Here is a 14615-nt window from a genome sequence, read left to right on the forward strand (position 1 = left end):
AACGACGTCAGGTGAACGAATGAGACTGGGGCACATGCACGGGGCCCAGTGATACCGGTGATACGATCACCGCGCTTGCCAGGCGAGCCAAGGGCGCGTAAGACACACGGCGATCCGGCGCATCACGCCGAGAGGATCCCCACTCTGAGGAGCATTATGCCGCCAGTCGGGCATACGGAGCCGTTCCGGCGCACCGACGCCTGTGCGCTGCCGTCGGCAAGACGAGTGCGATGTCCCCGGAACCCGCGGGCGCCGTACGGGCGCTGACTTACCGCCGCTCCGACCATTTCCAGACGCATAACGCACCACACCTCCCTAAAGTCCCTGGCGGTCTAGTCGTTTAAAGAGAGTCTCAATGACGCAATATCTACAGGATCCAGCGCTCTGGGCCCTGATCGCTGGCACGCCTCTCGCCGCCACCGCCATTATCCGCGGGCGAAAGGCGCGAGCGAATCTGCGCCAGGAGAAGGCGGAGCTAGAGAAACGCGCGGCCGACCTCGAGAACAATTACGCCGAGGCGGTACAGGAGGCCCACACCCGCGCCGAAGAGGCCACCAAGAGCGCGCTGAAGTCCGCCATGCGTACCCTTCAGGGCCTCGCCAACGAGCAGCAGCTGGCCATCTCCAAGACGCAGGACAAGTACGGCGAGCACCAGATCCTCCAGGACCTCCTGGAGATCGACCACATGAACTCGCAGTTCGGTCGGCGTGCGCAGTCCATCGCGGTGCTCTGTGACGGCTGGCTGGGCCGGCAGCGCGCCGTCGCCTCGGTGTACGACGTGGTGCGCAGCGCCAAGGGCCGCATCCGTCACTACACCCGGGTGGAAATTCGCTCGCAGAGCAATTTCGCCCTGGTCAGCCGGGCCGTGGAACCGGTGGCGCTGGCGCTGGCCGAGCTTTTGGACAACGCGACCAGTTACTCCGCGCCCGACTCGCCCATCGACATCACCATCCGCACTGTCCCCAAGGGCGTCTGCGTCATCATCGACGACGCCGGCGTCGGTATGAACGAGGAGGAGAAGAACCGGGCGGACAAGCTGCTCTCGGCCACGCACGCCACCGGTGTAACGGGACTGGGCAATCCGCCGCAGTTCGGTTTCGCGGTGATCGGTGTGCTCGCCGCGCGCTATGGCTTCACGGTGTCCGTCGATTCGGCCTCTCCCTACGGTGGTGTTCGCGCGGTCGTGCTTCTCCCCGAGGACCTTCTGACCAATATGCCCGAGCCGGAAGAGCAGCCGACGACCCACGCTCCCGCCGCGGCCGAGCACCCGGAGCCGAGCGGTTCCGCCGTGGCCAGTTCCACCGTGAGCGGTTCCACCGCCGGGGGCCTGCCCAAGCGTCGCCGTAAGGGCGCGATTTCCATCGTCCCGAGAGCGGACTCCACCACTGCCGCGGCCCGGACCAGCGAGGAAACCGCATCGATCATGGGCGCGTTCCAGCGCGGCACACAGTCCGGCCGCTCAGCAGCAAACCCGAACAGGGAAGGGCATGATCCTCAGTGAACAACGACCTGTCATGGATGCTTGAGAGCGCCCTGGAAGTTCCAGGGGCTCGTCATGCGATCCTGGTTTCCGCCGACGGTCTGCTGATGGCCCGTTCTCAAGAGGTCAAAAAGGACGAGGCCGACACCGTCGCGGCGGCAATGAGTGGCATCCAGTCGCTGAGCCGCACCATGGCCGGCTTCTGCGGTGGCCCCCATATGACGTGGCGCCAGACCTTGGTCGAGTTCGACGGTGGCTGGGTCTTCCTCATCTCCGCGGGTGAGGGCGCGTACCTGGCGGTCTCCTCCGCGCCGGATGTCGACATGGCCGACATCACCTTCCGGATGCAGCAGCTTGTCGGGCAGCTCGGCAAGGCGCTGACCACACCGCCTCGCGAAAACACCGGAATTCAGGCATGACGGCACCAGGCGAGCAGGAGCCCGAATCCGCCCAATTAGTGCGACCGTACGTCATCACCAACGGTCGAGGGCTGCCGGAGAACGACCAGTTCAACCTGATCACGCTGGTCACCGCCTCCGAACAGAGACCCCCCAGCCATCTCGACCCGGAGAAGCGCGGGCTCTTGGAGCTGTGCTCGGGTGGTTATCTCTCGGTCGCGGAGATAGCCGGACACATGGGACTTCCGATCGGCATCGTGAAGGTCCTGCTGTCCGATCTCTCCTCGGACGGATACCTCGTCACCCGCGCACCCGCGCCTCCCGCGCAGCTTGTCGACGTTTCGCTCCTTCAGGAGGTGCTGGATGGGCTCCAGGCCCGTTTCGGATGAGGACGTCTATCTGAACGAAGCGGTGCAGATCGCGGCCAAGATCCTGGTCGTGGGGCATTTCGCGGTCGGAAAGACGACGTTCATCGGCACCATGTCCGAGATTCCTCCGTTGCGCACCGAGGAGCGGATGACTCAGGCCGGAGCCCATATCGACGACCTCATGGGCACCCGGGGCAAGACCACGACCACCGTGGCCATGGACTTCGGCCGGCTCACGCTCAGCGACAGACTTGTCCTGTATCTCTTCGGCACGCCCGGACAGGAGCGCTTCGTCCAGGTGTGGGAGGACATGACCCGAGGCGCTCTCGGGGCACTGATCCTCGTCGACCCGGAACGGCTCAAGGAATCCTTCCCGGTGATCGACCTGGTGGAGCACTACGGACTGCCCTATGCGATTTCCGTCAACCACTTCGACGGCACACCGGTCCGCCCCGACAACGAATTGCGCGAGGCGCTCGACCTGCTGCCCGAGACCCCGATCGTCACCTGTGACGCACGTGACGAGAAGTCATCGGCCAACGCGCTGATAACGCTTGTCCGTTACCTACAGGAACGTACCCGCTAGGAGCTCCTGATGAACATGCAATCGGATTTTCCGGTGGCGCCACCGCCCGGCTGCCCCGCCCATGGCAGTGGCAAGCGGGTGCCGCTGCACGGGCCGGAGTTCACCGCCGATCCGGGTGCCTACTACGCGTATATGCGCTCGTACGGCCCGACCGCACCGGTAGAGCTCTCCCCGGGCGTCGAGGCCACGCTGGTCACGGACTACTCGGCGGCGCTCCAGCTGCTGCAGAACCCGGACACCTTCCGGAAGGACTCGCGCCGCTGGCGTGACTACAACGAGGGCAGGGTCTCCCGGGACAATCCGGTCGTCCCCTTGCTGGAGTACCGGCCGAACTGCATGTTCACCGACGGTGCCGAGCATATGCGGCTGCGTCAGGCGGTGACCGACAGCCTGGCCCGGGTGGATACGCATCGGCTGAGCCGTCATGTCGAACGTGTCGCGGATTATCTGATGGACCAGTTCGTCTCCCGCGGCTCGGCCGATCTGCTCAATGATTATGCCAAACTGCTGCCGCTGTTTGTTTTCAATGAGCTTTTCGGATGCCCGGCGGAGATCGGCGACCGGGTCATCTTCGGTATTTCCGGAATGTTCGACGGCATCAACGCCGAAAAGGCGAACGAGGTCCTCGGCCAGAGCATCGCCGAACTCGTCGCATTGAAGCGCAAGCAGCCGGGGGACGATGTCACCTCCTGGCTTATGGAGCACCACGCCCAGCTGAACGACGGCGAAATGGTTCATCAGCTGGTGCTGCTGCTGGGCGCCGGCGCCGAACCGCAGCGGAATCTCATCGCCAACGCGCTGCTGCTCCTGCTCTCGGACGAGCGGTACGCGGGGGCCGGGCTGCTGGTCGAGGACGCCCTCGACGATGTGCTGTGGAACAGCCCGCCGATGGCCAATTACGCTCCGCATTACCCGGTGACCGATGTGGACTTCGCCGGGACCCGGCTGCGGGCGGGCGATCTGGTGCTGATCTCCATCGCGGCCGCGAACAGCGACCCCGCGCTGTCCGCCTCCCGGCAGCAGCTCAGCAAGCGCGCTCACCTGGCATGGAGCGCCGGTCCGCACGCCTGCCCGGCCAAGGACACCGCTCAGCTGATCGGCGTGGTGGCCATCGAGAAACTGCTCAACAAGCTGCCGGACATCGAGCTGGCGGTACCCGAGTCGAGCCTGACGTGGCGCCCCGGTCCCTTCAACCGAGGGCTGACCGCACTGCCTGCCCGATTCACTCCGATACGTACGGATAAACAGCCCGTTACGCAGCAACAGATCCCCACGGTTGACCATCGCGCCCACACCCAGAATAAGCAGGAGAAGGGCGGCTTGTGGAGTTCGTTCCTCTCCTGGTGGCGAGCGTGATATAGGTCACATCGGGAACCCATTTCATACCGCATGAATGTTCAAATGGACGGGTAGGCAGTGTTGCGCAATTTATGTTGGCCAAAATCTAAGAGGAGCTGTCGTGAGGTCTCCCGCCGCCGACGACATCACTGTCGGTCGACGATCAGCGGTTTCACTCATATCCCGACCGCACCCCCACCCCTGCGGCCAATCGAACACCTACCCTAATTTCGCGAAAGCACACGCGATGGGAGCCCGGATACCCGCCCCACGGGGCGGGTATCTTCTCGTAGGACGGGAACACCGGGTTTCCCCGCCGCCCAAACCCAAACAGCCGTTCCTCTCGATTCAGCGGGAGGTTCGATGAACGGTTTCCGTTCGGGTGAAGCACTGCTGGGTGACCTCACCACGGGCCAGCTGACCCGGCTGTGCCACGTGGCGGGGCTGAGCGAGGCCGATACGGCCGCGTACGCCGGAGTGCTGATGGAGAGTCTGGGGGCCGCGGCCGGACAGCCGCTGGCGCTGCCACCCCCGTCGCGCACCTTCCTCGCCGACGACCACAGCCCCGTGGAGTTCTCCCTGGCCTTCCTGCCTGGCCGGGCCCCGGACCTGCGGGTGCTGGTGGAGCCGGGCTGCTCCAGCGGGGACGACCTGGCGGAGAACGGCCGGGCCGGTCTGCGGTCGATCCACGCCATGGCGGACCGCTGGGGGTTCTCGACCGACCAGCTCGACCGGATCGAGGACCTGTTCCTCCCACCCTCCCCCGAGGGCCCGTTGGCCCTGTGGTGCGCCCTGGAGCTCCGCCCCGGCGGGGTCCCCGGGGTCAAGGTCTACCTCAACCCCTCGGCGAACGGCGCCGACCGGGCCGCCGAGACGGTCCGCGAGGCGCTGGCGAGGCTGGGCCACGGCCAAGCGTTCGACTCGCTGCCCCGGGCGGAGGGCTTCCCGTTCTTCGCCCTGGACCTCGGCGACTGGGACGCCCCGCGGGTGAAGGTCTACCTCAAGCACCCCGGGCTGTCCGCCGCCGAGGCGGGCTCGCTGCCCCGGATGACCCCGGCACCGCGCCGGGAGCGGCTGGAGGAGTTCTTCCGCACCGTCGGTGATCTCCCCGCCGGAGACCTCACCGACGGCGGGGGCGCTGACGGCGAGGGCGCCGACCGGCTCACCGGGCGCCCCGCCCTCACCTGCCACTCCTTCACGGAGACGGCGACCGGACTGCCCAGCGGATACACGCTCCACGTGCCCGTCCGCGACTACGTCCGGCACGACGGCGAGGCGCGGGAGCGGGCCGTGGCCGTGCTGCGCGGCAATGGCATGGACAGCGCGGCCCTCGACCGGGCGCTCGCCGCCGTGAACCCGCGCCCCCTCGGCGACGGCGTGGGGCTGATCGCCTATCTGGCACTGGTCCACCAGCGCGGCCGGCCGCGGCGGGTGACCGTCTACGTCTCCTCCGAGGCGTACGAGACCCGGCCGCCCCGCGAGACGGTCCCCACCCGTGACCGGGTGCGGGCTCGACTGTAACTCCGCCGGAACACCGAACTCCGAGCACGCCGAGCACGCCGGGACACCGAACTCCGGGACACCGCACGCCGAGCAAGCCGAGCACGCCGAAACACCGAACGACGAACAGACAGGAGCAGGGGCAGCGTGGAGCCGTACAGGATCAAGGTCGTCGAACCGATACCCGTCACCACACGGCAGCAGCGCGAAGCCGCGCTGAAGCGTGTCAACTACAACCTCTTCGACCTGCGCGCCGAAGAGGTGACCATCGACCTCCTCACCGACTCGGGCACCGGAGCCCTCTCCGCCGCCCAGCTCGCCGCGGGGATGGCGGGCGACGAGTCCTACTCGGGCTCCCGCTCGTTCTACCGCTTCCACGAGACGGTCACCGAGCTCACCGGCTACGCCCATATCCTCCCCGCCCACCAGGGGCGCGCCGCCGAGCGCGTGCTGTTCACCACCCTGCTGGAGCGCGGCAACCTCGTGCTGTCGAACACCCACTTCGACACCACCCGGGCCAATGTCGAGCTGAACGACGCCGAGGCGCGCGACCTGCCGTGCCCCGAGGCCAAGAACCTCGACAGCACCGACCCGTTCAAGGGCAACATCGACCTGGACGCGCTCGCCCGGACGCTGTCCGGACCCGACGGCTCCCGGGTCGCCGTGGTCGTCATGACCATCACCAACAACGGCGGCGGCGGCCAGCCCGTCTCCATGGAGAACCTCAAGCGGACGGCCGCCCTGTGCCGTCAGCACGGGGTGCCGCTCTTCCTGGACGCCGCCCGGTTCGCCGAGAACGCCTGGCTGGTCACCCGTCATGAGGAGGGCTACCGCGACCGCACCCCCCGGCAGGTCGCGGAGGAGGCGTTCCGCCTGACGGACGGCTGCATGATGAGCGCCAAGAAGGACGGCATCGTCCACATCGGCGGCTTCATCGGCACCAACGACCCGGAGCTCGCGCAGAAGTGCGAGCTGCTCCTCATCGCCACCGAGGGGTTCGCGACCTACGGCGGTCTGGCCGGGCGCGACCTCGACATGATGGCGCAGGGGCTGACCGAGGTGACCGAGCCGAGCTATCTCGCCGAGCGCGCCGAGATCGCCTCCCACCTCGCCCACCGGGTCCGCGCCGCGGGCGTGGACATCGTCGAGCCGCCGGGCATGCACGCGCTCTACCTCAACGCCGGGCGGTTGCTGCCGCACATCCCGCCGCACCACTACCCCGGCCACGCCCTGGCCTGCCAGCTCTACCTGGAGGGCGGCATCCGCTCGGCCGAGCTGGGGTCGCTCTACCTCGGTGAGGAGGACGAGCACGGCAACCCGATCAAGAGCGCGCCGTACGAGCTGGTCAGGCTCGCCCTGCCGCGACGGGTCTACACCCGCAGCCACTACGACCACGTGGGCGAGACGCTCGCGAAGATCGCCAAGAACGCGGACCAGGTGTACGGCTTCCGGATCACCGACCAGTCGCCGATCCTGCGCCACTTCCGCGCCACGCTGGAGCCGGTGCCCGTCAGGGGCTGATCTCCGCGCTGCCCCACGCACGGGCGGACGCACCACCACACGCACGACCGCACGCGGGCCCGGCACCGGACACCACCGGTGGCGGGCCCGCGTCGTACGTACGTCCCGTGTGTCCGGCGCCTCGTGCGCCTCAGCCGTTGCCGAACGAGCCGCTGCTGCCCGGGCGCCAGGTGGGCCGGTCCTCGGTGCCGCCCCTGCCGGAGTCCCGGGTCCCGGAGCCGCCCAGGTCGTACGGGAGCCGGCGGCTGCCGTCCCGGCGCAGCTCATCGGGCTCCCGGTTCTGGGTGACATAGCCGACGCTGTCCTCGTCGTCCTGGTGCCCCGGGCCATGGCCCGCCGCCCGCGCCTCGTGGTCGGCCTCCTGGGCCGTCTGCCAGGAACCGGCGCGGCGTTGCGGCTGCTGGGGCGGGACCGGCTCACGGGCCCGTAGCCGTATCCCCCACCACACGGCCCCGAAGCACAGGATCACGACCACCAGCCCGACGATGAGCGGCCCCGTCCCGACCAGCAGGTCCCGGGTCACGGCGAGATCCTCGGTGTACGTATCCATGGCGGCCGGGTACCCGGGCCCGCCCGGATATCACTCCGGCCACAGGGGAGTCACACCCGTCCCCGCGTCACCGCCCGGGTCATCCGGAAGCCCGCGTCATCCGGGAGCCCGGGTCATCCGGGAGCCCGCGTCATCGGGGAGCCCCCGCGTCACCGCGCCGTGGACGCCTCCGCCGCCCGGATCGCGTCGCGGTAGGCGCGGGCCGCCGCGCGCAGCGCCGCCTCCGGGTCCACGCCGTCCGCCTCGGCCCGCACCGCGAGCGCCAGCAGCTCGTAGCCGATGCCCGCCCCGTCCGGCAGCACCACGTCGAGCCCGGCCGTCCGGGCGCGGGAGGCCAGCTTGGCGGTCAGCGCGAGCGAGGGCTGACCGAGCGGCACCCCTTCGGTGACCGAATCGCGCCGCTTCTCGGCCGCCTTGGTCCGCAGCCAGTGGCGCCGGACGTCCTCCGGGGTCTCGGCGGCCTCGTCGCCGAAGACATGGGGGTGGCGGTGGATCAGCTTGTCCACGATGCCGCCCGCCACATCGTCGATCGAGAACGGGTGCTCGGGGTCGTCCTGGGCGATCCGGGCGTGGAAGACGACCTGGAGCAGCACATCGCCGAGCTCCTCGAGCAGCGCCTCGCGGTCGCCCTCCTCGATGGCCTCGACGAGCTCGTACGCCTCCTCGATGCCGTACTTCACCAGTTCCTCGTTGGTCCGGGTGCCGCTCCACGGGCACTCGGCGCGGATCCGGTCCATGACCTGCACCAGATCGAGCAGCCGCGCGCCCGGCAGATCGTAGGAACCGGGCAGCAGCTCCAGGTCCGGCATCGCCTCCCGGCCGGATCCGGCCAGCCGCGCCAGCCCGTCGGTCAGCTCGGACTCGCCCTCGGCCGAGGTGATCACGACGGCCGTGCGGCCGCCCTCCGCCACGCAGTAGTCGACCAGTTCGCGCGCGCCCGGTGCGCCCGGCGCCACCTCGACGCCCGCGTCCCGCAGATAGGGCAGCTGCGGGTGGTCGGGATCGCCGGAGAGCACCCGGTCGGCACCGCGCAGCGCCTGCCAGGCGGGCCAGGACAGCAGCCCGGGCGCCACCCGGTGGCTGGTGGTGAGGAGGACGATGCGCCCGGTGGGGGCGGCGGCGTCGGCGGGGACGGGCGAGTCAGGTGCGGTCACCCTTGCAACGTAACTTACGCCCGCGCGGGAGTACCGCCGGTGGTGCGCAGCCAGGCCTCCTTGGCCAGGACGGCGGTGCCCTGGGTGTTGTCCCACTTTCCGTAGCGGGGGTTCACCCGGATGTCGAGCGCCTTGGAGGTCCGGGTGAACACCTCGTTGACCTTGGAGGTGCCGAGCTTGCGCAGCAGCGCGTTGCGCGTGAGGTCCATCCGGACCGCCTCGTCGATCCCGCCGGGCGCGATGCCCTGCTGGAGGTACAGGGCGCGCAGGGCGGTGGCCCCGCCGCTCTGCTTCTCGGCGGCGGAGCGGGCGCGCTGGACCTCGCGGCGGGTGGGGTGGATCCCGTTGTCCTTTCCGGCCCGCTCAATCACCCGGAACTGGATCATCCGGATCAGCGTGTCCTGGCCCAGCCGACCGCTGCCCGCGACCATCTGAGCCGCCCTCGGGTCACTGCCCTGAGCCTGGCGGACGGCCTTGACCTGCGCCTGGAGCTCGGAGACGGTGATCCGGCCACCGTCCAGGACCGCCGCGGCACCGGGCCGCGGGGCGTCGCCGCACGCGGTGATCAGCGGCGCGGAGAGCAGCAGCGCGGACGCGGCGGAGACGGAGAGCGCAGTACGGCGGCGGATCATTGAGCCTCCCGGCAGAGATCGTGCGGCGCGACAAACGATCTGGCGTTGATCGATGGTATGAAGTCGGCGCGGCCTAGGCCACTGCTTGGACAACGATTCACCACGCTCTTGGTCAGCCTCCGGCTCCCGGCCCGCCGCCGGTCGTCCGGAACCGGTGGCCGCCGCGGTCGCCCGGAACCGGTGGCCGCCGCGGTCGCCCGGAACCGGTGGCCGCCGCCGGTCGCCCGGAACCGCGGTGACCGCCGCCGGCCTCCGCGAGCTACCGCCCGCCCGAGCGCGCGGGCAGCTTCGTGTGGGGGCAGCCGCCCAACACCCGCGTCATCGCGCTCTTCTCGGCCCCGGTCACCCACAGCCCGTACGCCTTCTTCACCGCCACCTGGCGCGCCACATAGTCACAGCGGTACGCCTTGTTGGGCGGCAGCCAGGTCGCCGCGTCGCCGTCGCCCTTACGGCGGTTGGCGGAGGCGTCCACGGCGATCAGATTGAGCGGATCGTTGGCGAACTCCAGGCGCTTGTCCCGGTCCCACTTCTGGGCGCCCTTCTGCCAGGCGTCCGACAGCGCGACCACATGGTCGATGTCCACCTTGCTGCGGCCGCGGACGAACCGGACATCGCGGCCGGTGTACGGATCGTCGGTGAGCGTGCCCGAGGCGACCAGGCAGTGGCCGTCGCGGAACCTCACGTCCTTCAGGTCCCGCTTGAGGATGTCGTCGCGGGTCCCACAGCCGTTGTCGTCGGTGTCCACCCACGAGCTGCCGAACTCGCTCCGCTCGTAACCCGTCTTCGGCGCACGGCCCTTGACTGTGAGCGAGGACACAGCCGCCAGGGCCGAGCCGGACGCCGCGGGCCGACTGGAACCGCTCCCGCCCTCGTCAGCGCCCTTGCCGTCCTGGTCACCGGCCTTGCAGCCGCCGACCGCCAGCAGCGCCGCCAGCACCGCCGCGGAACTTCGCATCGGTATGCGAAACCGTCCCTGCAACCTTCCCGCCCCCTTCGCGTATCTTTTCGCACAGACCGCCCACACGATAAGGACCCTGGATGGACACGGCCGCAACCGCTCCGCCCGGCACCGGCGCCGAGGGGGCGACCGCCGTCATCGGGGGGCGTACCCGGCTTCTCGCGAGGGCAGGCGTACTGCGGCATCCGAAGGCCGATCCGTACTGGCTGGCCCTCGCCCTCTTCGCCGCCTTCACGGCGCTGTCGGTCTGCCGCTACCGCCGCATGGCCACCATGTCCTGGGACCTGGGCATCTTCGAGCAGGCGATACGGGCGTACGCGCACTTCCGGGCCCCCATAGCCGATCTCAAGGGCCCCGGCGCCAATATCCTCGGCGACCACTTCAGCCCCATAACGGCCCTGCTCGGCCCCGTCTACCGGCTCTTCCCCGGCCCGGTCACCCTGCTGGTCGCGCAGGCGGCGCTGTTCGCCGTCTCCGCCGTCCCCGTCACCCGCGTCGCCGCCCGGCTGCTGGGGCGCGGCCGGGGGCTCGCGATCGGCATCGCCTACGGGGTGTCCTGGGGCCTCCAGCGCGCCGTGGACTTCGACTTCCACGAGATCTGCTTCGCCGTTCCGCTCATCGCCTTCTCCCTGGAGGCGGTGATCCGCGGGCGCTGGTACGCGGCGCTGCTGTGGGCCGCCCCGCTGGTCTTCGTCAAGGAGGACATGGGCGCCACGGTGGCCGCGATCGGCGCGGTCGTCTGGATCCGCGCCCGGCGCGACCCCGAGCGCGGGCCCCGCGCCGTCCCGCTCGCCGTCGCGCTGATGGGCTTCGGCATCGCGGCCTCGGCGCTCGCGCTCGGCGTCGTCATCCCCGGCTTCAACGGCGCTGGTTCGTACGACTATTGGGACAAGGTCGGCAGCGGTGGCGAGCAGACCGGCACGATCCCGTTCGGCACCGCGCTGCGCACCCTGCTGTGGATCCTGCTGCCGACCACCGGGCTGCTGGCGCTGCGCTCCCCGCTGCTGCTGGCCGCCGTGCCCACCCTCGGCTGGCGCTTCCTCTCCCACGACGACCACTACTGGGGCACGGACTGGCACTACAGCGCGGTGCTGATGCCGGTCGTCATGCTGGCCCTGGTGGACGCCCTGGACCGGGTCCGCGACACCGACCGGCCCTGGCTCGCCTCGTACGCCCGTCAGCTGCCCGCGGCGGTGTGCGGCGCGGCCCTGGCGCTGTCGTCCTCCATGCCGCTGTACGGCCTCACCCAGGGCGCCACGTACGACAAGTCGCCCCAGACGCGGGCGGTGGAGCGGCTGCTGGACCGGATCCCGGACGGGGCGACGGTGGAGGCCAACGTCGGGCCGATAAGCCGGCTCACCAGCCGCTGCCGGGTGCTGTGGGTCGGCGCCACGCAGGGCATACGGCCGGACTACATAGCCCTCCAGGAGCCGCCGGAGCGCACCGAGCGGCAGGTGATCGAGTACGCCGGGCAGCTCCACCCGGGCAGCTCGTACACGCCCGTCGGCTCCACCTCCGGCTACTTCGTCCTCAAGCGGGGCTAAGCGCTCCACGGGAAGTGCCACGAGGTGCGGTCGTTCATCTTCGGCTGCGTCGTGGCCGGTCGCGCCCGCGCGGCGGAGCCGCACATCGACACAGCCCCGCGCCCCTTCGGGGCGCACCCGAACCGCACCGGTTGCCTCAACTGGGGCTCCGCCCCAGGCCCCGGGGTCCAGGGGCCTCACGCCGGCTCAACTCATGGGCTTCGGGGCGATCAGGGCGAACGGCGCCCCCTGCGGATCCTTCACCACCGACATACGGCCCGCGACCATGTCGTACGGCGGCCGGAGGACCGTGCCGCCCTCGGCGGACACCTTGGCCGAAAGGCGGTCGGTGTCCTCGACGGCGAAGTAGACCAGCCAGTGCGGGGGCACCTCCGGCGGCATCCCCTCCCGCAGCGGCTGGAGCCCGCCGACCGTGCGGCCGTCGACGGAGAGCTCGAAATAGCCCTCGGCGCCCTCGCCCTCCACGGGGGTCGACTCCACGCCCAGCGCCTCCGCGTAGAAGGCCGAAGCCGCCTCCCGGTCGGTGGTGTTGAGCTCGTTCCAGATCAGCGTGCCCGGCTCGTTGACGAGGCCCGCGCCGGTGAAGCCGAGCGGCTGCCAGATGCCGAAGACGGCTCCCAGCGGGTCGGCCGCCACCAGCATCCGCCCGAGGTCCATCACATCCATGACCGGCATCAGCACGGTGCCCCCGGCCCGGCTGATGGACTCGGAGGTGGCCTGGGCGTCGGCGGAGCAGAAGTAGGTGGTCCAGACGGTCGGCGGCGGGGCCTCCTCGCCCATCGACCGCGCGGACATCACCCCCGCGACGGGCTTGCCCCTCAGGGTCCAGGTCGCATAGCCGCCGGTCTCCGGAGGGCCGATCTCTCCCTCCCAGCCGAACAGCCCGGAGTAGAAGTCCAGGGCGGCCTGTTGGTCGGGGACCATCAGATCGATCCAGCAGGGCGTTCCGGGCTGATAGGACGTGACTTCGGGCATGGGGCCGCCTCCGTGTCGCCACTTCCGGCCGGGTGCGGCCGGTACGGGATGCCCCCATGGCCCATTCTCCTCCGGCCCGGGCGTCACGCCACTCGGCGCGGGACCGCTACGGCGGGCACCGGTTCGTCGACGGGCCGTGAACGCGGCACCCGGCTTCCGGGCCGCGACACAGAGCCTCCGCACCCTCCGCACAAAGCCGGGCGGCGGCCGGCCCTGGGGCCGACCGCCGCCCGGCGGTGGTGAGGAGAGGGTGTGTCAGGCGCTGCCGACCGCGCTTCCGGCCACCCACTGGCTCCAGTCCATGTTCCATCCGTTGAGGCCGTTGTCCGGCTGGATGGTCTTGTCCTTGGAGTTCTTCACGATGACGACGTCACCGACCTGGGAGTTGTTGTAGAACCAGGCGCCGTCCGTGTTGGGGTCGCCCGCGCCCTTGGTGTCCGACAGACCGACGCAGCCGTGGCTGGTGTTGACGTTGCCGAAGATGGACTTGGCGCCCCAGTAGTTGCCGTGAATGAAGGTGCCCGAGGTGGACAGCCGCATCGCGTGGGGCACGTCCTTGATGTCGTACTCGCCCTTGCCGTCGTCGTCGGTGAAGCCGACCGTCGCACCGTTCATCCGGGTCTCCTTGAACTTCTCGGAGATCACCATCTGACCGTTGTAGGTCGTGTTCTCGGGGCTGCCGGCCGAGATCTTGATGGTCTTGAGCAGCTTGCCGTCGCGGACGACCTTCATCTCCTTGGACTCGGCGTCGACCGTGGAGACCTGGGAGTGGCCGATCTTGAAGTTGACCGTCTTCTCCTGGACGCCCTTGACACCGGGCGACGCCTCGACGCCGTCCAGGTCCAGCTTCAGGGAGACGTTCGAGCCCGCCTTCCAGTAGTCCTTCGGGCGCAGGTCGAGCCGGTCGGCGCCGAACCAGTGGCCGACCACCTGCTGGCCGCTGCTGGAGGTGACCTTGATGTGGGACTCGACGTCCTTCTTGTTGGTCACCGCCTTGTCGAAGCGGATGGACACCGGCATGCCCACGCCGACCGTGGAGCCGTCCTCCGGCGTGAAGTTGCCGATGAAGCTGTTGGAGGGCGAGACGGTGGTGAAGGACGAGTTCTCGGTCGCCTTACGGCCCTTGGAGTCCTCGGCGGACGCCCTGATCTTGTACTGGGTGGCCCGCTCCAGCTGCCCGCTCGGCTTCCAGGACGTCTTGTCGGGCGATATGGTCCCGGCCACGGTGTTGCCGGTCGCCGCGGACGTCATCGTGACGGAGGTGAGCTTGCCGCCACTCACCGTGACCTTGGTGTCACTGTTGATGCCCGCGTTCGTCGCACCGGCCTTCGGCGTGATCTTGATGTGGGCGTCCGACGCGTCCTTGGCCGCCGCCTCGTCGACCTGCGACTGCGACTTGTGCCCGTCGTTCTTGGCGTCGTCGCCACCGCCATCCCCGCCGCACGCGGCGAGAGTGAGTACGCCGCCGAGCACGGCGGCCACGGCCACCAGCCCCTTACGGCGCTTGCCGTCCGTCATCACACGCTTCTCCATTTGACCTGGATCTTGATCTGGACCCCAGAAACCCCGGACCTGCCCGATAAGAACGCCTGTACCTTTTGGTCGGTTCCA

14 protein-coding genes are annotated in these 14615 nt (G+C 69.5%); 8 read left to right on the forward strand and 6 right to left on the reverse strand.

From position 1 onward, the window contains the following. Positions 1-355: 355 nt before the first annotated feature. The 7 genes from IEJ02_RS42820 to IEJ02_RS42850 all read left to right on the forward strand — a co-directional run bounded on the left by IEJ02_RS42820 (position 356) and on the right by IEJ02_RS42850 (position 7191). Entirely contained in the window at positions 356-1501 is a 1146-nt protein-coding gene (locus IEJ02_RS42820) for a sensor histidine kinase (RefSeq protein ID WP_191069725.1), read from the forward strand. Beyond that, positions 1498-1899, forward strand: a complete 402-nt coding sequence (locus tag IEJ02_RS42825; protein WP_037954446.1) for a roadblock/LC7 domain-containing protein — start codon at positions 1498-1500, stop codon at positions 1897-1899. The genes IEJ02_RS42820 and IEJ02_RS42825 overlap by 4 nt, the downstream gene beginning before the upstream one ends. Beyond that, positions 1896-2267, forward strand: a complete 372-nt coding sequence (locus IEJ02_RS42830; RefSeq protein ID WP_137978293.1) for a DUF742 domain-containing protein — start codon at positions 1896-1898, stop codon at positions 2265-2267. Before IEJ02_RS42825 ends, IEJ02_RS42830 begins: the two co-directional genes overlap by 4 nt. Beyond that, on the forward strand, positions 2242-2832 hold the full coding sequence (locus IEJ02_RS42835; RefSeq protein ID WP_137978294.1) for a GTP-binding protein: 591 nt from the start codon (positions 2242-2244) through the stop codon (positions 2830-2832). Before IEJ02_RS42830 ends, IEJ02_RS42835 begins: the two co-directional genes overlap by 26 nt. A gap of 9 nt (positions 2833-2841) precedes the next feature. Further along, positions 2842-4188, forward strand: a complete 1347-nt coding sequence (locus IEJ02_RS42840) for a cytochrome P450 (RefSeq protein WP_191069726.1) — start codon at positions 2842-2844, stop codon at positions 4186-4188. Positions 4189-4533: 345 nt separating this feature from the next. Further along, the gene (locus IEJ02_RS42845; RefSeq protein ID WP_191069727.1) at positions 4534-5691 is read left to right on the forward strand and encodes a tryptophan dimethylallyltransferase family protein; all 1158 of its coding nucleotides are present in this window, start codon (positions 4534-4536) and stop codon (positions 5689-5691) included. Positions 5692-5817: 126 nt separating this feature from the next. Next, positions 5818-7191 carry a tryptophanase gene (locus IEJ02_RS42850; protein ID WP_191069728.1) on the forward strand — a complete coding sequence of 458 codons (1374 nt, stop codon included), beginning with the start codon at positions 5818-5820 and terminating at the stop codon, positions 7189-7191. A gap of 130 nt (positions 7192-7321) precedes the next feature. Here IEJ02_RS42850 and IEJ02_RS42855 read toward each other — a convergent pair whose 3' ends face one another. The 4 genes from IEJ02_RS42855 to IEJ02_RS42870 form a co-directional block, all read right to left on the reverse strand. Further along, positions 7322-7741, reverse strand: coding sequence for a DUF6479 family protein (locus IEJ02_RS42855; protein WP_191069729.1), 420 nt, complete (start codon positions 7739-7741; stop codon positions 7322-7324). A gap of 149 nt (positions 7742-7890) precedes the next feature. After that, positions 7891-8895, reverse strand: a complete 1005-nt coding sequence (locus tag IEJ02_RS42860) for a nucleoside triphosphate pyrophosphohydrolase (protein ID WP_191069730.1) — start codon at positions 8893-8895, stop codon at positions 7891-7893. A gap of 14 nt (positions 8896-8909) precedes the next feature. Further along, positions 8910-9527: a SurA N-terminal domain-containing protein gene (locus IEJ02_RS42865; RefSeq protein ID WP_191069731.1), complete on the reverse strand. Its 618-nt coding sequence runs from the start codon at positions 9525-9527 to the stop codon at positions 8910-8912. Positions 9528-9786: 259 nt separating this feature from the next. Next, positions 9787-10482, reverse strand: coding sequence for an HNH endonuclease family protein (locus tag IEJ02_RS42870; RefSeq protein WP_191069732.1), 696 nt, complete (start codon positions 10480-10482; stop codon positions 9787-9789). A gap of 83 nt (positions 10483-10565) precedes the next feature. Here IEJ02_RS42870 and IEJ02_RS42875 point away from each other — a divergent pair, with 83 nt between their 5' ends. Beyond that, complete coding sequence (locus IEJ02_RS42875; RefSeq protein WP_191069733.1) at positions 10566-12029, forward strand: DUF2079 domain-containing protein; 1464 nt, start codon at positions 10566-10568, stop codon at positions 12027-12029. A gap of 186 nt (positions 12030-12215) precedes the next feature. Here IEJ02_RS42875 and IEJ02_RS42880 read toward each other — a convergent pair whose 3' ends face one another. Beyond that, positions 12216-13004, reverse strand: a complete 789-nt coding sequence (locus IEJ02_RS42880) for a VOC family protein (protein ID WP_191069734.1) — start codon at positions 13002-13004, stop codon at positions 12216-12218. A 255-nt stretch (positions 13005-13259) separates the two neighbouring features. Next, positions 13260-14537: a L,D-transpeptidase gene (locus IEJ02_RS42885; RefSeq protein ID WP_191069735.1), complete on the reverse strand. Its 1278-nt coding sequence runs from the start codon at positions 14535-14537 to the stop codon at positions 13260-13262. Positions 14538-14615: the final 78 nt, after the last annotated feature.

This window comes from Streptomyces sp. 5-10 (assembly GCF_014712245.1).
In the GTDB taxonomy this organism is placed as follows: Bacteria; Actinomycetota; Actinomycetes; order Streptomycetales; family Streptomycetaceae; genus Streptomyces; species Streptomyces violaceusniger.